Source organism: Micromonospora sp. Llam0 (genome assembly GCF_003751085.1).
In the GTDB taxonomy this organism is placed as follows: Bacteria; Actinomycetota; Actinomycetes; order Mycobacteriales; family Micromonosporaceae; genus Micromonospora_E.
Genome location: NZ_RJJY01000001.1, coordinates 5,540,040 through 5,558,922, shown reverse-complemented (window position 1 = coordinate 5,558,922; position 18,883 = coordinate 5,540,040). Strand labels below are relative to the sequence as shown.

Sequence of the window (18,883 nt, the reverse complement as noted above, 5' to 3'; positions counted from 1 at the left end):
CCCTGGGTGTAATCGGTGACGACCGTCCGGGCCGGCGGTGTCCACTGGTCGGACCGGACCGACGGGGCCTTAGGGATCACCCTCAGGTCATGGCATGCTTACTCGCCAAGAGTAGCTGCCATACGACGTGACGGTGTCCGGAGGTCGGTGGGTGACGATGACGGCCCAGCCAGATGGCGGATCGGCGACTGGGCCGACCGTGCTGCGGATGCTGCTCGGCGCGCAGTTGCGGCGGCTCCGGGAGAGCCAGGGAGTGAGCCGGGAGGCAGCCGGCTGGCACATCCGCGCCTCCGAATCGAAGATCAGCCGGATGGAGCTCGGCCGGGTCGGCTTCAAGGAACGCGACGTCACCGACCTGCTCACCCTCTACGGGGTGACCGACTCGCGGGAACGCACAGCGCTGCTCGGGCTCGCCCGGCAGGCGAACACGCCCGGCTGGTGGCACCGGTACGGCGACATCCTGCCCAGCTGGTTCCAGTCCTACCTGGGGCTGGAGGCGGCCGCCAAGATGATCCGCAGCTACGAGGTCCAGTTCGTACCCGGCCTGCTGCAGACCCGCGACTACGCCCGTGCGGTGGTCCTACTCGGACACGGTCGGGCCCCGGCCGACGAAGTGGAACGCCGGGTCGAGCTGCGGATGGAGCGTCAGGATCTGCTCCGTCGGCCGCAGCCACCGAACCTGTGGGCGGTGATCGACGAAGCGGTGCTGCGGCGGCCGATCGGCGGCCAGGCCGTGATGCGCGACCAGATCAGCGCCCTGATCGAGGCGACCAAGCTACCGAACGTACGGCTGCAGGTCGTGCCGTTCGACGCCGGCGGGCACGCGGCCGCCGGCGGAGCCTTCACCATCCTGCGCTTCGCCGACCAGGACCTGCCCGACATCATCTACATCGAACAACTGACCAGCGCGATCTACCTGGACAAGCGGGAGGACGTCGACCACTACGCCGCCGCGATGGAGCGGCTCTGCGTCGAGGCCGACCCGCCCGCCCGTACCCAGGACCTGCTCCACCAGATCCTGCGTGACCTGACCTGAGCCGACAGACCCTGATCTGGGCTGGGTCGACAGCCCGGTGTCGCGGGCGCGACCGTAGGTGCCACGCCCGCGACCCGGTGCCGGACCCGCCGGCGACCCGGGGCCGGACTAGCGTCGACCCCGACCGAACACCCGGTCGGCCGAGCCGAGCCGGAGGAACACCGTCTCGCCGGTGGCGTCCTGGGCCCCGTCGTTGTCGGTGACCACGTACACCTGCCGGTCCCCGCCGACGGTGAGCCCTTCCAGCTTCTCCTGCGTCCACCCGTTGCCGGCCCGCAGGTCGGGCAGCACGTCGTAGGCGAGCCGCTTCGGCAGCACCGGCAACCGGCCGGGGGCCGGGTCGCCGGTCGGTACGTCGACCGTGTAGATCCGCTTGACCCGGGCGGCCGGCCCGCTGAGCTTGTCCCGCTCGATCACCGCGAGCCGGCCGTCGCCGACCGAGGTGATCTCGGACAGGCCGATCCAGTCGCCGGCGACATCGGTGCTCTCCAGCTGGTATCCGAACCAGGCCCAGGTGCCGCCGCGTACGTCGTAGCGGCCGAGCCGGACCACCCCGGCCGGATCACCGGCCACGCCCCGCTGCAACACCACCCACACCTGCTCCCGGCCACGCCGGTCGGTCAGCGCGGTCACCCCCTCCAGCCCTTGGCTGCCGAGCCCGGTGGCCACCTCGTCGGGCAGGGACACGACCTGTCGGGTCACCCCCGAGCGGTCCAGCCGGACCAGCTGGTTGGCGGCACCGGTCGCACCCTCCGACACCAGCCAGAAGCCGCCCTGCGGCCGGGCGAACAGGCCTTCGGCGTCGTAGCCGGCCGGCTCGCCGGACGCGTCACGGACCACCAGATCGTCGACGATCCGCGCCGGGCTGCGTCGGGTGTCGATGGTGTAGATCCGGGTCGGCGAGTAGAGGGCGTCGCTCGCCGCGTACAGCTGGTGTCGCTTGCCGGGAACGGCGGTGAGCGCGCCGAGCCCGCCCCAGCCGATCGGCGCCCGGTCGGGGCCCCAGCCGCTGGTCTGCGAGACCAGCGTCGGGAACGACGGGGTGCCCGTACCCAGCCGGAACAGGTTCACCGCAGCGCGTACCCCGGCCTCGGCGTCGTCGACCTCACTGGAGACCGCGAGCAGGCCGCGGGACGGGATCGGCAGCAGCCCCTCCGGGCCGTTGGTCGTCGCCAGCACCTGGCGCAGCACCGGCCTGGTCGGTCTGGTCAGGTCGTAGACGGCGACGAAGTTGCTCCGTTCGGAGCCGATGAAGGCGTACCGGGTGCGGCCGAACGTGGCGACCGCGATGCCCTCCGGTTCGGTGCCCTTGTTGTCGGCCCGGTTGTCGTTGTGCAGCCCGTGGCGCACCGCCAGGTGTTCGAAGGAGTTACCGGCGTCCCAGACCACCCGGCCGGTCCGGCTGTCGAAGATCGACCAGCCCCGGGTGCCGCCCTTCCAGTCCCCTTCGTTCGCGGTCGCCAGGTAGCGGTCGTCGATCCAGGCCACCGCGTCCGGTTCCCGGGGTAGGCCGGTGAACGCGCCGGTCAGGTCGATGACCCCGTCGTCGGCGGTGTCGATGCCGGTCACCGTGGCGGTCCCGGCGCTGAACGCCTTGGTGATCCGCCCGCTGCGCAGGTCGACCAGCACCACCCCGTTGTTCTCCTGCAGGGTCACCGCGACCTGGTCACGACCGTTGATCGACACGTACTCCGGCTCCGGGTCGGCCGGCGTGTCCAGCCCGGCGGCGACCAGACCGGGCAGCGCGCTGCCATCGGCCGCGGTCAGCGACACCGTACGGGTCGACCAGGTTGCCGGGTGGCGACCGGTCAGGTCGACGATCTGCAGGAACCCGGCCGGCGGCTGCGGCAGGTCGCCTTCGTCGCCGCCGAGCGGGGTGGCATCCTCGTCCCGCTCGTTCTCGATCGCGATCGCCGCGTAACGGCCGTTGTCGCTGACCTCGATGGCGTCGGGCTGGCCGCCGAGTGGGATGCTGCGCACCCGGGTACGGCTGGCCAGGTCGACCACGTCGAGTCGGCCGGACGGCGCGGTGTAGCTGACGCTGGTGTTGACGACGATCAGCACGTACCGGCCGACCACCGCGACCGAGGTCGGCTCGTCCTCGGCGTTGCCGAGCGTGGCCAGCGAGAGGGTGCCGAGACTGCGGGGGTTGCGCGGGTCGGTGATGTCGAGGAACCCGACCCGCCGCCCGGCGGCGTCGGTGTAGATCATCGTCCGACCGTCCGGGCTGACCGTGGAGATCTCCGCGACGGTCTCGGCCGTCGGGTCCTCGCCGGCCGGTCGGTTGTGGAACACCGGGTAGGTGGCGGTGCGGTCGAAGACGGCGGATCCGCCTCCGACGGGACGGTGACCGGCCGCCGCGCCACCGGGGGGCGCAACGGTCAGCGCGACGGCGGCGCAGAGGACAGCGGCGGTGGTGGCGGTGGCGAGCACCGCCGGGTTTCTTCGGGTACGCATGCCTGGGCTCCGATGCGGTCGAGGGGGTAGTCCTGGCGGGATACGACGGGAGCCGCGACCGGTCGGCGAGATCGGCCGCGGCTCCCGGAGCCCGTACGTCGGGCTCGAATGATGAGCAGGGGTGGACAGGGGCGGTCAGCTGCCGATGACCCCGCCGTCGGCCTTGCGGATGACCACGGTCGCCGACCGGGGCCGGCCAGCCGGGTCGAAGTCGGGCCAGTTGCTCACCGCTCGCGGGTCCTCCGGCGTCGGGCTGCCCCAGTACGTCGTGGACTCGCCCGGATGCTGCACGTTGATGAACATGGTCCGCTGGTCCGGGGTGGTGACCACCCCGGTGATCTCCGCGCCGCGCGGGCCGACCAGGAACCGCCGGATCTCCCCGGTACGCGGGTCGGCGGCCAGCATCGCGTTGTTGCCGATGTTGTCGTGTCCCCGGTCCGGCCGGTTCTGCGTCGAGTTCGACACGTCGGTCTGAATCCACAGCCGCCCGTCGCCGTCGAACCAGATCCCGTCCGGCGAGCCGAAGATGTTCGTCTCGTCGAGCCGCACCTGCGGGTCGTACGCCGGGTCACCGGCCAGCATGAACACGTCCCACTCGAAGCTGGTAGCGGTGTTGTCGCAGCCGCGTTCCCGCCAGCGGACGATGTGCCCGTACGGGTTGGGGGTGCGCGGGTTCACCTCACCGGGCCAGCCGGTGCCGTTGGTCAGGGTCAGGTAGACGTCGTTGTTCTTCGGGTTGACCGCCACCCACTCCGGGCGGTCCAGCGCGGTGGCGCCGACCGCGTCGGCGGCCTCCCGGGTCCGCAGCAGCACGTCGGCCTGGTCCTGCCAGCCGTTCGCCCTGGTGAGTGGACCTTTTCCGTGCTCCAGTGGCAGCCAGACGCCCTTGCCGTCGTCGTCGAACCGGGCGACGTAGAGCGTGCCGTGGTCCAACGGGCTGCGGCCCAGCGCCCGCTGCATCCGCCACGGACCGTCACCGACGAACTTGTAGAGGTACTCGCCGTCCTGGTCGTCGCCGCTGTAGACGACGACCCGACCGCGCGACTCCCAGAAGGTGGCACCTTCGTGCTTGAACCGGCCGAGTGCGGTCCGCTTCACCGGGGTGGACCGCGGGTTCATTGGGTCGATCTCGACCATCCACCCGAAGCGGTGCAACTCGTTCGGGTTGCGCGCCACGTCGAAGCGCGGGTCGGCCAGGTGCCAACGGTAGCCGAACCCGGCGGCGTTGACCCCGTACCGGGCCTGCTCCGGCGTCGGCGACCACTGCGGATCCTCGGTGCCGAAGTACCCGTTCCAGTTCTCCTCACAGGTCACGTAGGTGCCCCACGGGGTGGCCCCGTGCGAGCAGTTGTTCAACGTACCCATCGGTGGGTTGTTCGCGCGCAGCGCCGGGTGCCGGCCGGACACCGGTCCGGAGAAGGCGACCGGGGTGGTGCCGGTCACCCGGCGGTTGAACCGCGAGTCGACGTTGCGCCACCGGCCCCGCGACAGCTCCACCTCGACGACGCTGACCCCGTGGCCGGCGAGCGCCTTGTCGACCTTTTCCCGGGTCATCTCCGCGTCGCCGTCGGGGTAGAGCAGGGTCCGGTCGACGTACTCGTGGTTGAGCACCAGCAGGCCGCGACGGCTACCCAGCGGGCCGCGCCCCAGCGGGAAGAAGTGCATGCCGTCGTGGTGGCTGCCCACCTGCTCGGCCTGGTCACCGGCGGTGTTCGTGGCGTCCTTGCGCCAGGCCGGACCCCGGCTGCGCAGCGGGGTGCCCCACGGGATGAGCACGTCGGCGGTGTAGCCCGGCGGGACGGTGATGGCGTCGTCGGTGCTCGGCGGTACCGGGTCGAAACCGAGCAGACCACGTCGGCCGGGCCTGCCCTTGCCACGCCCGTGCCCGTGGCCACCGGCGCTGGCCGGCGTGTCGGTGCCGAGAGCGCCGCCGGCCGCACCGAGGAAGGCCGCGGCGGCGATCACCGTACCGCCGCGGACGATGTCGCGGCGGCCGGCACGGGCGGCGAGCACCTCGTGGAACGGACGGTTGCCGGAAGGGTTCGAGCTGATGTCGTCCGGGTCGGTGTGGACGTGGCTGTCATGGTCGATTGACATGTCGATCCTCGCTCGGTCGGAAGCGGGCCGCCCGGTCCGGTGCCATACCGTGTGCGGCGTGCGGACCGGATCTGCCAGGGACGGGTCCGGGCTGGACGGCGTCGCCGGCACCCGGGACGGTATGCAGCGGACCGGGACCGCCCGCGAACGCGTGTGCGACCTGACGGCGACGTCGAGATGAACGATCGATGTCCTGACCTGGGGCGTCGCCGAACCGTCCCTTGTCACGAAGGGGTAACGGGACCCGAATGTTTAACGGGTCACCACCGACCCGTCTGTGCTTCGAAACCCGCGTCTCCTAGATTTACTGGACTCACCCTCTGACCGGAGGAACGCCTACATGCGCCAGCACAGACGCATAGCCACCTGGAAAATCATCACCGCGGTCGTGGGGGCCGGCGCGCTCAGCGTGCCCGGCAGCGCCGCCGCCATGGCCGCACCAGCCGCCGGTGACCCGTTCATCAGCGAGATCCACTACGACAACGCCGGCACCGACACCGGCGAGGCGATCGAGATCGAGGCACCGGTCGACTTCGACCTGACCGGTTGGCAGATCGTCCTCTACAACGGATCCAACGGCACCGTCTACGACACCCGTACGCTCGGCGGCACGGTCGCCGCCGCCGGTGTCGCCGTCGCCGGATACCCCGCCAACGGGATCCAGAACGGGTCCCCGGACGGGGTGGCCCTGGTCGACCCGGCCGGCGCCGTCGTCGAGTTCCTCAGCTACGAAGGCACCCTGACTGCGGCCGGTGGCCCGGCGGACGGTGCGACCAGCGTCGACATCGGCGTCGCCGAGACCTCCGACACCCCGGTCGGGCACTCGCTGCAGAAGGTCGACGGCGACTGGCAGCAGCCGGCCGCCGACACCTTCGGCGTCCGCAACGGGGCCGGTGGCGGCGACCCGGACCCTGACCCCGAGCTGGGCTGCGACGTCGCGGTGACGCACAGCATCGCCGAGGTGCAGGGCACCGGTGACAGCACGCCGCTGGCCGGCACCGAGGTCACCGTCGAAGGCATCGTCGTCGCCGACCACCGCGTCGGCGGCTACAACGGCGTCTACCTGCAGACCGCCGGCACCGGTGGGTCCCGTACGGTTGCCGCCGGCACCGCCAGCGACGGCCTCTTCGTCTACCTGACCGGCGAACCGGCCAACCACCCGGGTGTCACCATCGGCGACCGCGTACGGGTCACCGGCAACGCCGGGGAGTACTTCGGACTGACCCAGGTGAGCATCGGCGCGCGGCCCGACGTGCAGGTCTGCGACCGGGACAACCCGCTGCCCGCGCCGGTCGCGCTGACCCTGCCGCTGGCCGCCGGCGACCGGGAGTCCGTCGAGTCGATGCTGGTGGCCCCGGTCGGCGACTACGCCGTCGCCGAGGTCTACAACACCAACCGGTACGGCGAGGTCGTACTCACCGCCGGTGACACCCCGGCGGTCATCCCGACCGACGTGGCGCAGCCGGGCAGCGCCCAGGCCGAGCAGATCGCCACCGACAACCTGCTCAACCGGATCCTGGTCGACGACGCCCGGACCACCAACCTGGCCAGCGCCGGCATCGCCCCGCCGTACGTCTCGCCGGACCAGCCGCTGCGGGTCGGCGACTCGGTCGAGGCGTTCGGGCCGAGCGTGCTGTCGTACGGCTTCGACGAGTGGCGGCTGCAGCCCACCCTGCCGGTCGACGCGGACACGCCGGCCGCCGAGCGGACCACGTTCAAGGCGACCAACCCGCGTACCGCCGCCCCGGCGTCCGTCGGTGGCGACATCCGGGTGGCCAGCTTCAACGTGCTGAACTACTTCGTCCACTTCGGCGGCGACGCGCGTGGTGCGGCGGACGAGGCCGCGCTGGCCAAGCAGGAGGCGAAGATCGTCGCGGCGATCACCGCGCTGGACGCGCACGTGGTCGGCCTGCAGGAGATCGAGAACTCGGTGCGGTTCGCGCCGGGCGAGCCGGAGAAGGCCCTGATCCGGCTGGTCGGCGCGCTGAACGCCGCCGACGGTGCCGGTACCTGGGACTACGTCCGCTCCCCGGCGGACCTGCCGGGCACCGCCCAGCAGGACTTCATCAGCAACGCGATCATCTTCAAGCCGGCTGCGGTGACCCCGGTCGGGCCGTCCCGGTCGGTCGACGACGAGAGCGTCTGGTTCAACGCGCGGGAGCCGATCGCGCAGACCTTCACCGCCGACGAGCTGACCTTCACCGTGGTGGCCAACCACTTCAAGTCCAAGAGCACCTCGACGCCGCCGACCGGCGACAACGTCGACACCGGTGACGGACAGGGCGCGTACAACGGTGACCGGACCCGGCAGGCCGCCGCGCTGGCCGATTTCGTCGACGGGCTGGTCGCCGACAGCGGCAGCGACAACGTGCTGCTGCTCGGCGACTTCAACTCGTACACCCAGGAGGACCCGATGCGGGCCCTCTACGACGCCGACTACGTCAACCTGAACGACACCGGACGCAGCACCTACGTGTTCGCCGGTGAGTCGGGTTCGCTGGACCACGCGCTGGCCTCGCCGTCGCTGGCCACCCGGGTCACCGGGGCCGACGTCTGGCAGATCAACGCGGTCGAGTCGTACGCCTTCCAGTACAACGGCTTCCCGACCTTCTTCGACCCGGGTCCGTTCCGGGCCAGCGACCACAACCCGATGATCATCGGGCTGGACACCGGCGCCGACGGTCCGGTCGAGCTGCAGCTGCTGGGGATCAACGACTTCCACGGCCGGCTCGAATCCGTCGGTACGGTCGACGGCCAACCGGTCGGCGGTGCGGCCCAGGTGGCCGGGCTGGTCGACCAGTACCGGGCGGCCAATCCGAACACGGTGTTCGTCTCCGGCGGAGACAACATCGGAGCGTCGACGTTCATCTCGGCGATCGACGACGACAATCCGACCCTCGACGCGCTCAACGCGGCCGGTCTCGACGTGGCTGCGGTCGGTAATCACGAGTTCGACAAGGGCATGGTGGACCTGACCGACCGGGTCATCCCGCGTTCGGACTTCCCGTACCTGGGTGCCAACGTGTACCGCGACGACGAGCGGGCGCTGCCGGCTTACCACGTGCAGGAGATCGGCGGGATCCGGGTCGGCTACATCGGTGTGGTCACCGAGCAGACCGGCTCGCTGGTGAGCCCGGACGGCATCGCCGGGCTCACCTTCCGCCCGCCGGCACCCGAGGCCGACCTGGTCGCCACCGCGCTCAAGGACGGCGACGAGAGCAACGGCGAGGCGGACGTGGTGGTGCTGCTCACCCACGAGGGCGCGGCCACCGAGCACATCGACTCGCCCGAGGCGCTGATGAACGACCCGGTGTTCGGCCCGTTCACCCGGACCGTGCCGGAGATCGACGTCATCTTCAGCGGGCACACCCACCAGCCGTACGCCTTCGAGGTGCCGGTGCCCGGCACCGACGAGACCCGGCCGGTGCTGCAGGCCGAGGACTACGGCAAGAAGCTCGGCCGGGTGGTGCTGCAGGTGGACGCCGAGGCGGGGACGGTCGAGACGGACACCGTCGAGATCGTCGACGTGGTCGGCGCGCCGGTGAACCAGGAGGTCGCCGACATCGTGGCGGCGGCGAAGGCCAACGCCGACGTGCTCGGCCAGCAGCCGCTGGGTTCGGTCACCGCCGACATCACCCGGGCATACACCAACGGCAACGAGGACCGGGGCAAGGAGTCGGTGCTCGGCAACTTCATCGCCGACGTTCAGCTCGCCGGGACCCGGGAGCCGGGTCGGGGTGGTGCGCAGATCGCCTTCATGAACCCGGGTGGGCTGCGCGCCGACCTGCTGTACGGCGAGGACGGGGTGATCACCTACGCGGAGGCGTTCTCGACCCAGCCGTTCGCCAACGACATGGTCACCCGGACCTACACCGGTGCCCAGGTCAAGCAGGTGCTGGAGGAGCAGTGGCAGCCGGCCGGGGCGTCGCGTCCGCTGCTGTGGCTCGGCGTGTCGGAGGGCTTCTTCTACACGTACGACCCGACGTTGCCGCAGGGCGAGCGGATCACCTCGATGACCCTCAACGGTCAGCCGGTGTCGCCGACCGGGACCTACCGGGTCACGGTCAACTCGTTCCTGGCGGCGGGTGGCGACAACTTCACCACCCTGGCCGACGGCACCGACACCTCCACCACCGGTGACAACGACCTGACCATGCTGGTCGCGTACTTCGCCGAGAACTCGCCGATCACCGCGGACCCCGAGTCGCGGTCGGCGATCGGCCAGCCCGAACCGACCTGCGACGTGACGGTCACCGGCACGCACGACGGTGGGCTGATCGTCAAGGCGGAGATGACCTACTGCCTGGAGTCGGCGACGGTCAACGGTCCGGTCACGGTCCGCCCGGGGGCGACGCTGATCGCCACCGACGGTGCGGTCAACGGTCCGCTCACCGCGAACCGTCCGGCGGCGGTGAGCTTCACCGGTACGAGCGTCTCCGGGCCGCTGGCCCTGCTGCGGGCGACCGGGGCGGTGACGCTGACCGGGATGACCATCCGAGGCCCGCTGGAGGTGACTGGCGGTGACGGCGGTCTGCGGCTGGACGGCGCTGACATCTCCGGTCCGGTCCGGCTGGTCAACAACAAGCACGACGAGTTGCCGGTGGTCGTTGCGGGGAACACGATTCGTGGCCCGCTGCACTGCCAGGGCAACAGCCCGATGCCGGTCGACGAGGACCGGGTAAACACGGTGCAGGGCCCGGTGTCCGGGCAGTGCGCCCGGTTGTGAGCCGCCCGGTTCGACAGCACTGAGAAGCAGTGCTGAGAAGCGCCCTGAGAAACGGTACGGCCCGGCGGACCTTGACTGGTCCGCCGGGCCGTACCGGTCTTGCCGGGTTCCGGCTACCGCCGTGTGGTCAGACGGTCGCCGGCTCCGGGGCGGCAACGGCGGCCGTACGGCGTCGAGCCAGCATGGCGTCGAGCGAGTACCGGCCTGGCCCCAGCGCGGCCACCAGCAGAAACGCCCAGCAGAACAGCGCGGCGAGCTCGCCGCCGTTGTTCTGCGGGAGCAGCGCATCCGGCTGATGGACCACGAAGTAGGCGTACGCCATCGATCCGGAGCAGATGACGGCGGCCACCCGGGTACCGAGTCCGGTGAGGACCAACAGGCCGCCGACAAGCTGGATCAGCGCGGCCCACCAGCCGGGCCAGACGCCGATCTCCAGTGCCTCGCCGGTGCCCCGGAAGCCGCCGAAGATCCCGAAGATCGAGGCGGCACCGCGCAGCGTGAACAGCAGACCGACCACCACGCGGAACAGTGTGGGGACGATCTCCGGCAGGCGGGTGAATACGGGCATGGGGACTCCTCGTGAACTTGGGAACACTGGTCCCACGGCGCCCGGATCGTATCGACCGAAATAAAATCCAGTCAACGATTTCTCACTTAGTGTGAGGGCCGACTAGGTTATCCGCTAACCTGGGTCGGCGGTCTCCCGGTCTGTCCCCAGCATTCGGGTGGCGTCGCGTAGGCTGGGCGCTTCGAGCAGCCCAACTCCGCCGCGCGGGCCCACGGGCGCCACCGCAGGTCGGAGTCGCGACCCGCCAGACGGAGCCAGCATGCACGAGATCCGGGTGTCGTCACCCGAAGCCGGGCACTGCGTCATCGAAGCCTCCGGCGAGCTGGACATGACCGCCACCGGAGAGCTCAGCACCGCCGTTCGGGCGGTCGACCGGCAGCAGGCGACCTGGATCGTCGTCGACCTGGAGGCCGTCACACTGATCGATTCGAGTGCGGTCAAGGAACTCGTCGACGCGCACCATGCGGCCGCCGGCCAGGGCCAGATCCTGATCGTCCGCAACCCGCGGCCGATCGTCGCCCGGGTGCTGCGGGTGACCGGAGTCGCGCCGTTGCTGGGCATCGCGCCGCAGGACCACACCGGAACCGTCTACGGTGGTAGACCGGACAACGGGAACCACGGGTGAACACCCTCACCTGGCTGGTGACGCGTGACTTCGCCAACGGTGTCACCCGGGTCCGGCTGACCGGTGCGTTGACCGACACCGAACTGGTCCGGCTCGCCCCGGTGCTGCGCCGCTGCCTGCTGGAGGAGCCGTTGGCGCTGCTCGTCGAGCTGGACGAGGTGACCGTGGCCAGCCCGATCGGGCTGCGGGTCTTCGCCATCGTCCAGGGCGGCGACGCCAGCCACCGTCCGGTGGTGCACCTGTGCGCCCGGCCCGACTCACCCACCGGCCGGCTCGCCCGGCACAGCATCAGCGGTCTGGTGAGTGTGCAGGACAGCGTGATCGACGCCACCAAACTGGTCGAATCCGCTCCGAGGTCGCCGTACCGGTGGCACGAGTACCTGCCCCCGCACCCGCACTCACCGGGACAGGCCCGCCGGCTGATCGGCGGTGCCTGCCGCTCGTGGCAGCTGACCACTCTGGTCGACGAGGCGATGGTGATCGGCTCCGAGCTGGTCAGCAACGCGGTCGAACACGCCGGCACCGAGCTGGACGTCACCACCACCCGGCAGGCCGGAGCGATCCGGATCAGCGTCCGGGACCGCGCTGCCGAGCTGCCCCGACCGGCCACCGGGCCCCGGCCCGGGCCGGCACCCGGCCGTGGCCGAGGGCTGGCCATCATCGAGGCGCTCGCCAGCGACTGGGGGTACGCCGGATTCGCCGACGGCAAGACGGTGTGGGCGGCACTGCGGCTGCCCGACTGACCGGGCCGGCGCCCGACCGGTGTCGGCCGGGCCGGTGTTAGTTGGGCCGGTGTTAGTTGGGCCGGGCAGCGGGTACCCGACCTCAACGGTCACACCTGTGGAGGTCACGATGACGCAAGCAACCGAGATGCTGGAAACCTATCCGCTCGATCTGGGACACGTCGACCAGCGGGCACTCGCCGACTGCATCGACGCCTGCTTCGACTGCGCTCAGGCCTGCACCGCCTGCGCCGACGCGTGCCTGAGTGAGGACATGGTCGCCGATTTGGTCAAATGCATCCGCACCAATCTCGACTGCGCAGACATCTGTGCCACCACCGGCCGGGTGCTCTCCCGACACACCGGCTACGACGCGAACACCACCCGGGTGATGCTGCAGGCATGTATCCAGGCGTGCCGTTCGTGCGGCGAGGAGTGTCAGGCACACGCCAGCGAGCACGAGCACTGCCAGGTCTGCGCCGAGGCCTGCCGTCGGTGCGAGCAGGCCTGCCGGGACCTGATGGCCGCGCTCGGCTGAGCCGGGACCGTCCGGCCATCGGCCCAGCCCGGCCATCGGCGCGGCCCGTCGGGCAGGCGGTCAGATCCGGGCCAGTGCGGTCCGCAGCGGGTCGAGACCGAGTACGCCCAGGTTCAGCGCCGCCTGATGGAACTCCTTGAGGTCGAAGGCGGCACCCTTGCGGGCCTGGGCGTCGGCCCGGGCCTGCAGCCAGATCCGCTCCCCGACCTTGTACGCCGCCGCCTGCCCCGGCCAGCCGAGATACCGGTCCAGCTCGAACCGCAGAATTTCGTCCGGCAGTTGGCAGTGCGCCCGCAGGAACTGCCACGCCAGCTCCGGAGTCCACCGCTCGCCGGGATGGAAGTTGAACGAGTTCGACGGGATGGTCAACTGCAGGTGCAGGCCGATGTCCACGATCACCCGAGCCGCCCGCAGCGCCTGACCGTCCAGCATGCCGAGCCGGTCACCGGGGTCGGCGAGGTAACCCAACTCGTCCATCAGCCGCTCCGCGTACAGCGCCCAACCCTCGCTGTGCCCGGAACACCAGCAGAGCAGCCGCTGCCACCGGTTGAGCAGATCGGCACGGACCTGTGTCTGACCGATCTGCAGATGATGCCCGGGCACCCCTTCGTGGAAGACGGTGGTCACCTCCCGCCAGGTCGAGAACTCGGTGAGCCCGTGCGGCACCGCCCACCACATCCGGCCCGGTCGGGAGAAGTCCTCGCTCGGCCCGGTGTAGTAGATGCCACCGTCGCTGGTCGGCGCGAGGCAGCACTCGATCCGCCGGATCTGCTGCGGGATGTCGAAATGGGAGCCGTGCAGGTCCCCGATGGCCTTGTCGGCCAACGCCTGCATCCAGTCGCGGAACGCCGCACCACCGGCGATGGTCCGCGCTGGGTCGGCGTCCAGGGCGCGTACCGCGTCGTCGATGCTGGCGCCGTGCCCGGCGATCTCGGCGGCGACCCGGCGCATCTCCTGCTCGATGCGGTCCAACTCGAAGAATCCCCAGGCGTACGTCTCGTCCAGGTCGATCCGTGCGCCCAGAAAGTACTGGGAGGCGAGTTCGTAGCGGTCCCGTCCGGCGGCCTCGGTGTCCCGCCCCAACGGGGCCAGCTCGGTACGCAGGAACCGGCCGAACGCGATGGTCGCCGCAGTGGCCGCCGAGGCCGCGCGGCGCAGGTCCGCGGTGAGCGTGGCCGGAGCGGCCAGCCGGCCGACCAGGGCGTGGAAGAAGTCGTCCGCTTCCGGGTCGGTCCAGACATCGCACTGGTCGGCGACCTTGAGCATCTGCGCCCGGGGTGCCGCGTGCCCGGCCCGGGCCGCGTCCAGCAGGGTGACCCGTACCTGGTCCAGGGCCTGCGGATAGTTGTCCAGCCGGGCGGCGATGTTGGCCACCGCCTCGGTGCCCTCGGTCGGCATCAGGTCGAAGACCTGGCGCAGCTGGTGCAGACCGCTGGTGATGACGCTCAGCTCGCTGGTCTCCTCGCCCGCCTCGTAGCGGGCCAGCTCCAGGCCGAGCCGCTCCGCCATCGCGTCCCGGGCCACCCGCTCGGCCTCCGACTCCGGGTCGGCGACATCGAGCTGCCGCAACGTGTCGCGGGTCAGGGTGGCGCGTTCGGCGTACCCGTCCGGTGACAGGTCGTCGAGCTGGTCGTCGTACCCGTCGACGCCGATGTAGGTGGCTCCGATCGGATTCAGCCGCGCCCACCGCTCGACAAAGCTGTTGCTGATGTCATCCACACGTCCCATGCTGATGACCCTACGCGGCAGGCCGGCGGGGCCGGCGGATCCGAGAGGCGGGTACGGGCATGCGGAACACCGGCCCGGCCGGCCCACCACCCGGTCCCCGGCTCGCCAGCTGGCTGCCCGGCTTCCTGCTGCTCGCCGGCATCTGGGGCACCAGTTTCCTGCTGATCAAGATCGGGGTCGCCGAGCTGCATCCGATCCATGTGACCCTGGCCCGGGTCGCCGCCGGTGCGCTCACCCTGCTGATCGTGTTGCCCCTGATCGGTGACCGGCTGCCCCGGGATCCGCAGCTGTGGCTGCACCAGTGCGTCGTCGCCGCGATCGGGGTCGCGTTGCCGTTCACCCTCATCGGGTACGGGGAGCAGCGGATCCCGTCGCTGCTCGCCGGCATCTGGAACGCCACCACCCCGCTGATCGCCCTGCCGCTGGCGGCGCTGGTGTTCCGCACCGAGACGATGACGGCCCGCCGGCTGGCCGGCACCGGGTTGGGCTTCGTCGGCGTGCTGGTGGTGCTCGGCGTCTGGCAGGGTGTCGGCGGGGGACAGTTCGCCGGGCAGTTGATGTGTCTCGGCGCGGCCGCCTGCTACGGGGCGACGATCCCGTACCAGAAGCGGTTCGTCGCCGGCCGGTCCGACAGCGGCGTCGCGCTCGCCGCGACCCAACTGATCCTGGCCACCGGCCAGTTGGCCGTCGTCGCGCCGATCGTCGCCGGGGCCCCGCCGACGCCGACCCGGCTCTCCCCGACGGTGATCGTGAGCGTGCTGGTCCTCGGGGCGGTCGGCACCGGCCTGGCCTTCGTGATCCACATGCGCAACATCCGGCTGGTCGGTGCCAGTACGGCGGCTACCGTCACCTATGTCGTGCCGGTCGTCGCGGTCGCCGCCGGGGTGTCGGTCCTCGGCGAGCGGCTGGTCTGGCACCAGCCGGTCGGGGCGCTGATCGTGTTGGCCGGAGTGGCCATCGCACAGGGCACCGGGCTGCCCCGACCGGCCCGTTCCGGCCCGCTGCCCGGCGGCACGGTCCCGGACAGCGGCTCATTGCTGTCCGGCGGCCCGCTGCCGGACAGCGGTTCAGTGATGGGCGGCGGCCCAGTCGACCAGTCGCCGGGCCGACCAGGTGTTGACCACCCGGTCGACGTCGACACCGCAGAGCGCGGCCCGGGCGCAGCCGAACCGCTGCCAGTCGAGCTGACCCGGCGCGTGGGCGTCGGTGTCGATGGCGAACAGACAGCCGGTCTCGACCGCTAGCCGGATCAGCCGCTTCGGCGGGTCCTGCCGCTCCGGCCGGGAGTTGATCTCGACGGCCTTGCCGTGCTCGGCGCAGGCGGCAAAGACCGCTTCGGCGTCGAAGTCACTCGGCGGCCGGGACCGTCGCCGGTGGCCGCGGTCGCCCGGGCCGGTCACCCCCGGCGGCCGCGACGTCACCATCCGGCCGGTGCAGTGACCGAGGATGTCCAGCCGGGGGTTGGCGACCGCGGTCAGCATCCGCCGGGTCATTCGCGCCCGGTCGTCACGCAGATTGGCGTGCACCGAGCCGACCACCACGTCGAGCCGGTCGAGCAGTTCGTCGGACTGGTCGAGGGAGCCGTCCGGCAGGATGTCCACCTCGATGCCGGTCAGGATCCGGAAGCCCTCCGGCAGGGCGGCGTTGAGCGCCGCGACGTGGTCGAGTTGGCGCCGCAGCCGGGCGGCAGTCAACCCGCGGGCGACCGTGAGCCGGGGCGAATGATCGGTCAGCACCAGGTACTCGTGGCCCAGCTCGACCGCGGCCAACGCCATCTCCTCGATCGGCGAACCGCCGTCGGACCAGTCCGAGTGGGTGTGGCAGTCGCCGCGCAGCGCGGCGCGCAGTGCCGCCGCCGCCTCGTCCAGGTCGGTGCCCTCGGTGGCCAGCAGCCGGCGCAGATAGACCGGCTCCCCGCCGGCCAGCGACTCGGCCACGCACCGGGCGGTCACCTCGCCGACCCCGGTGAGCTCGGTCAACGTGCCGGCATCGGCCCGCTGGGTCAGCTCGACGGCGGGCAGTCCGGCCAGTGCCGCGGCGGCGGACCGGAACGCGCGTACCCGGTAGGTCGCCTCATTGGCCCGCTCCAGCAGGAAGGCGATCCGACGAAGGTCGGCGATCGGGTCCCGGGCATCGCTCACACCGGTCACCATAGGTCCCTTCGGCGGTACTGTCGCCCGGCCGGAGCCGACTAAGGTCGTCGCATGCGGACCATCGACTGGGTCGACGACGCCATCGACATCATCGACCAGACCGCGCTGCCCGACCGGACCACCGTACTGCGGCTGTCCACCGTCGAGGCGGTGGTCGACGCGATCCGGTCCCTGGCGGTCCGCGGCGCGCCGGCGCTCGGCGTGGCCGGTGCCCTCGGGGTGGCGCTGGCCGCGCGGCTGCACCACGACCAGCCGGACCGGCTGGCCGACGCCGTCGACCGGCTGCGCACCGCCCGGCCGACCGCGGTCAACCTCGCCCGGGGCGTCGACCGGGCGGCGGCCCGGCTCGCGGAGAGCCCGTCGGCCGTACTTGCCGAAGCGGTGGCCCTGCGCGACGAGGAGGAGGCGGCGTCGGTGGCGATGGCCCGGCTCGGGGCCGACCTGCTCGGGCAGCTCTGCCCATCCCGGTGCCGGCTGCTGACCCACTGCAACACCGGTGCGCTGGCCACGGTCACCGGAGGTACCGCGCTCGGGGTCGTCGTGGAACTGCACCGGCGCGGCGGGCTGGAGTCGGTGATCGCCAGTGAGACCCGGCCGCTGCTGCAAGGTGCCCGGCTGACCGCCTGGGAACTCGACCGGGCCGGGGTCGACTTCCGGGTCGCCGTCGACGGGGCCGGGCCGTTCCTGATGGCCCGTGGCCTGGTCGACGCGGTCGTCGTGGGCGCCGACCGGATCTGCGCGAACGGCGACACGATCAACAAGATCGGCACGTACGCCCATGCGCTCGGCGCCCGCCGGGCCGGACTGCCGTTCGTGGTGGTGGCTCCCGAATCGACGGTGGATCCGGCGACCGCGACCGGCGCGCAGGTCGAGATCGAGGACCGGGGGTCCGCCGAGGTGGTCAGCTTCGCCGCTACCCGGACCACACCGGCCGGGGCCGGCGCGGTCAACCCCGCCTTCGACGTGACGCCCGCCGACCTGGTGACCGCCGTCGTCACTGACCGCCGGGTGGTCCGGCTGGACCGGGGCGAACGGATCTGACCCGTCGGTCAGTCGACCGGTGCCGGCCGGACCGCCGTCACGGTACGTCGGTCGTCGGCCACGGCGGTGACCCAGCCGCCGGCCCGACCCAGCCGCAGCAGCGCGTCCGGCCGGGCCGGCAGTTCCAGCGGCCGGCCCGGCTGCGGCGGCCAACCGATCCGCGCCGAACTGCCCGGGGCCAGCCACGGCACCAGAGCCTGCACCGGATCGTCCGCGTCCAGCGCCGCCCGGGCCGCCGCCAGCGCGGAGAGCACCTCGTCCAGGGCGGCCCGGACCGCCCCGGCGTTGCCGCCGCACATCGCCGCCACCAACTCCGGTCGGCTGGCGGCTACCCGGGTGCCGTCCCGGAACGATCCCGCGGCCAACGACCAGGCGAGCGGGTCGGTCACCGCGGTGGCGGCCAGCGCCGTCGCGAGCAGATGCGGTACGTGACTGATCGCCGCGACGGCCCGGTCGTGCTCCTCGGCGGTGGCCGGTACCACCCGGGCGCCCAGCCCGGTCACCGCTGTCGCCACCGTCAGCCAGTCGTCGACCGAGGTCACCGGCGGCTCCAGGCAGAGCACCCAGGCACAGCCGGTGAACAGCTCCGGATCGGCGGAGGTGAACCCGGAGGTCTCCCGACCGGCCATCGGATGGCCGCCGACGAACCCGGCGGTCCGGTCGTGCTGGCGGTGCAGCCGCCGGTCGACCAGCCGCCGCACCGGTTCCTTGACCGAGGTGACGTCGGTGACCAGCCCGGAGTAGCCGACCGCGGCGATCTCGTCGAGCACCGGACCCACCGCCGGCAGCGGCACCGCCAACAGCACCAGATCGGCGTCGGCCACCGCGTCCCGTACCGTCGGGGCGACCTGCCAGCGCGCGCCGAGTGCCGCCCGCGCGGCGGCGGTACGCGCGGTGGCCCGGGTCGCGGGATCGGCGTCGTACCCGAAAACCCGGTGTCCGGCGGCGGCGAACGCGCGTAGCGCCGAACCGCCGATCAGCCCCAGCCCGATCACCGCCACTCGCACGCGGTGACTCTGCCACATCGAGCCAGGGCGCGATCGGGCAGCCGTCGTCGGTACGCTGACTGGCACGGCGGTGGACCGTCACGAGCCGCCGCCCCGCCGCAGGAGGGAGGGACGAGATGCCGGACCGGCCGATCGACTGGCCGTCACCCGCACCGACCAGCCCGCCCGGTTGGCCCGGTACGCCG

At 71.7% G+C, this 18,883-nt stretch carries 13 protein-coding genes and 1 pseudogene; 8 read left to right on the top strand and 6 right to left on the bottom strand.

The features are described from left to right. The first annotated feature begins 208 nt into the window (after window positions 1-208). On the top strand, window positions 209-1,036 hold the full coding sequence (locus EDC02_RS24275) for a helix-turn-helix transcriptional regulator (RefSeq protein ID WP_123605111.1): 828 nt from the start codon (window positions 209-211) through the stop codon (window positions 1,034-1,036). A 108-nt stretch (window positions 1,037-1,144) separates the two neighbouring features. Here EDC02_RS24275 and EDC02_RS24270 read toward each other — a convergent pair whose 3' ends face one another. Continuing rightward, window positions 1,145-3,493, bottom strand: coding sequence for an esterase-like activity of phytase family protein (locus tag EDC02_RS24270; protein WP_123603931.1), 2,349 nt, complete (start codon window positions 3,491-3,493; stop codon window positions 1,145-1,147). 135 nt (window positions 3,494-3,628) lie between these two features. Continuing rightward, the gene (locus tag EDC02_RS24265) at window positions 3,629-5,590 is read right to left on the bottom strand and encodes a PhoX family phosphatase (RefSeq protein WP_123603930.1); all 1,962 of its coding nucleotides are present in this window, start codon (window positions 5,588-5,590) and stop codon (window positions 3,629-3,631) included. Between the two features lie 58 nt (window positions 5,591-5,648). On the opposite strand from EDC02_RS24265, the gene EDC02_RS42435 reads away from it, so the two are divergent. Together EDC02_RS42435 and EDC02_RS24255 are read left to right on the top strand one after the other, a co-directional pair. Continuing rightward, entirely contained in the window at window positions 5,649-5,771 is a 123-nt protein-coding gene (locus EDC02_RS42435; protein ID WP_255500538.1) for a hypothetical protein, read from the top strand. Between the two features lie 159 nt (window positions 5,772-5,930). Next, window positions 5,931-10,316 (top strand): ExeM/NucH family extracellular endonuclease, encoded by a 4,386-nt coding sequence (locus EDC02_RS24255; RefSeq protein WP_123603928.1) that lies wholly within the window; start codon window positions 5,931-5,933, stop codon window positions 10,314-10,316. Between the two features lie 127 nt (window positions 10,317-10,443). Here EDC02_RS24255 and EDC02_RS24250 read toward each other — a convergent pair whose 3' ends face one another. Continuing rightward, complete coding sequence (locus tag EDC02_RS24250) at window positions 10,444-10,884, bottom strand: DoxX family protein (protein WP_123603927.1); 441 nt, start codon at window positions 10,882-10,884, stop codon at window positions 10,444-10,446. Window positions 10,885-11,143: 259 nt separating this feature from the next. Here EDC02_RS24250 and EDC02_RS24245 point away from each other — a divergent pair, with 259 nt between their 5' ends. From EDC02_RS24245 to EDC02_RS24235, 3 genes are all read left to right on the top strand, one after another. Beyond that, window positions 11,144-11,509, top strand: a complete 366-nt coding sequence (locus tag EDC02_RS24245; RefSeq protein ID WP_123603926.1) for an STAS domain-containing protein — start codon at window positions 11,144-11,146, stop codon at window positions 11,507-11,509. Beyond that, entirely contained in the window at window positions 11,506-12,252 is a 747-nt protein-coding gene (locus EDC02_RS24240) for an ATP-binding protein (RefSeq protein WP_123603925.1), read from the top strand. Before EDC02_RS24245 ends, EDC02_RS24240 begins: the two co-directional genes overlap by 4 nt. Before the next feature lie 109 nt (window positions 12,253-12,361). Then, a complete protein-coding gene (locus EDC02_RS24235) occupies window positions 12,362-12,769 on the top strand; it encodes a four-helix bundle copper-binding protein (protein ID WP_123605110.1) in 408 nt (135 codons plus the stop codon). 60 nt (window positions 12,770-12,829) lie between these two features. Here the strand turns inward: EDC02_RS24235 and EDC02_RS24230 are convergent, their stop codons facing one another. Beyond that, window positions 12,830-14,497 carry a DUF885 domain-containing protein gene (locus tag EDC02_RS24230; RefSeq protein WP_123603924.1) on the bottom strand — a complete coding sequence of 556 codons (1,668 nt, stop codon included), beginning with the start codon at window positions 14,495-14,497 and terminating at the stop codon, window positions 12,830-12,832. Between the two features lie 59 nt (window positions 14,498-14,556). Between EDC02_RS24230 and EDC02_RS24225 the strand changes: the two are divergent. Continuing rightward, window positions 14,557-15,396: pseudogene (locus EDC02_RS24225) on the top strand (DMT family transporter); the annotation flags it as partial. Between the two features lie 168 nt (window positions 15,397-15,564). Here EDC02_RS24225 and EDC02_RS24220 read toward each other — a convergent pair. Beyond that, entirely contained in the window at window positions 15,565-16,650 is a 1,086-nt protein-coding gene (locus tag EDC02_RS24220; RefSeq protein ID WP_123603923.1) for a PHP domain-containing protein, read from the bottom strand. A gap of 51 nt (window positions 16,651-16,701) precedes the next feature. Here EDC02_RS24220 and mtnA point away from each other — a divergent pair, with 51 nt between their 5' ends. Further along, on the top strand, window positions 16,702-17,691 hold the full coding sequence (gene mtnA / locus EDC02_RS24215; protein ID WP_123603922.1) for an S-methyl-5-thioribose-1-phosphate isomerase: 990 nt from the start codon (window positions 16,702-16,704) through the stop codon (window positions 17,689-17,691). Window positions 17,692-17,699: 8 nt separating this feature from the next. Here mtnA and EDC02_RS24210 read toward each other — a convergent pair whose 3' ends face one another. Then, entirely contained in the window at window positions 17,700-18,698 is a 999-nt protein-coding gene (locus tag EDC02_RS24210) for a prephenate dehydrogenase/arogenate dehydrogenase family protein (protein WP_123605109.1), read from the bottom strand. Between the last annotated feature and the right edge of the window lie 185 nt (window positions 18,699-18,883).

Bases quoted from the DNA above. Each gene is read 5' to 3' on its own strand.
- EDC02_RS24275 (WP_123605111.1), top strand. From the start codon at position 209: ATGCTGCTCGGCGCGCAGTTGCGGCGGCTCCGGGAGAGCCAGGGAGTG.
- EDC02_RS24270 (WP_123603931.1), bottom strand. From the start codon at position 3,493: ATGCGTACCCGAAGAAACCCGGCGGTGCTCGCCACCGCCACCACCGCC.
- EDC02_RS24265 (WP_123603930.1), bottom strand. From the start codon at position 5,590: ATGTCAATCGACCATGACAGCCACGTCCACACCGACCCGGACGACATC.
- EDC02_RS24255 (WP_123603928.1), top strand. From the start codon at position 5,931: ATGCGCCAGCACAGACGCATAGCCACCTGGAAAATCATCACCGCGGTC.
- EDC02_RS24250 (WP_123603927.1), bottom strand. From the start codon at position 10,884: ATGCCCGTATTCACCCGCCTGCCGGAGATCGTCCCCACACTGTTCCGC.
- EDC02_RS24245 (WP_123603926.1), top strand. From the start codon at position 11,144: ATGCACGAGATCCGGGTGTCGTCACCCGAAGCCGGGCACTGCGTCATC.
- EDC02_RS24235 (WP_123605110.1), top strand. From the start codon at position 12,362: ATGACGCAAGCAACCGAGATGCTGGAAACCTATCCGCTCGATCTGGGA.
- EDC02_RS24230 (WP_123603924.1), bottom strand. From the start codon at position 14,497: ATGGGACGTGTGGATGACATCAGCAACAGCTTTGTCGAGCGGTGGGCG.
- EDC02_RS24220 (WP_123603923.1), bottom strand. From the start codon at position 16,650: ATGGTGACCGGTGTGAGCGATGCCCGGGACCCGATCGCCGACCTTCGT.
- mtnA (WP_123603922.1), top strand. From the start codon at position 16,702: ATGCGGACCATCGACTGGGTCGACGACGCCATCGACATCATCGACCAG.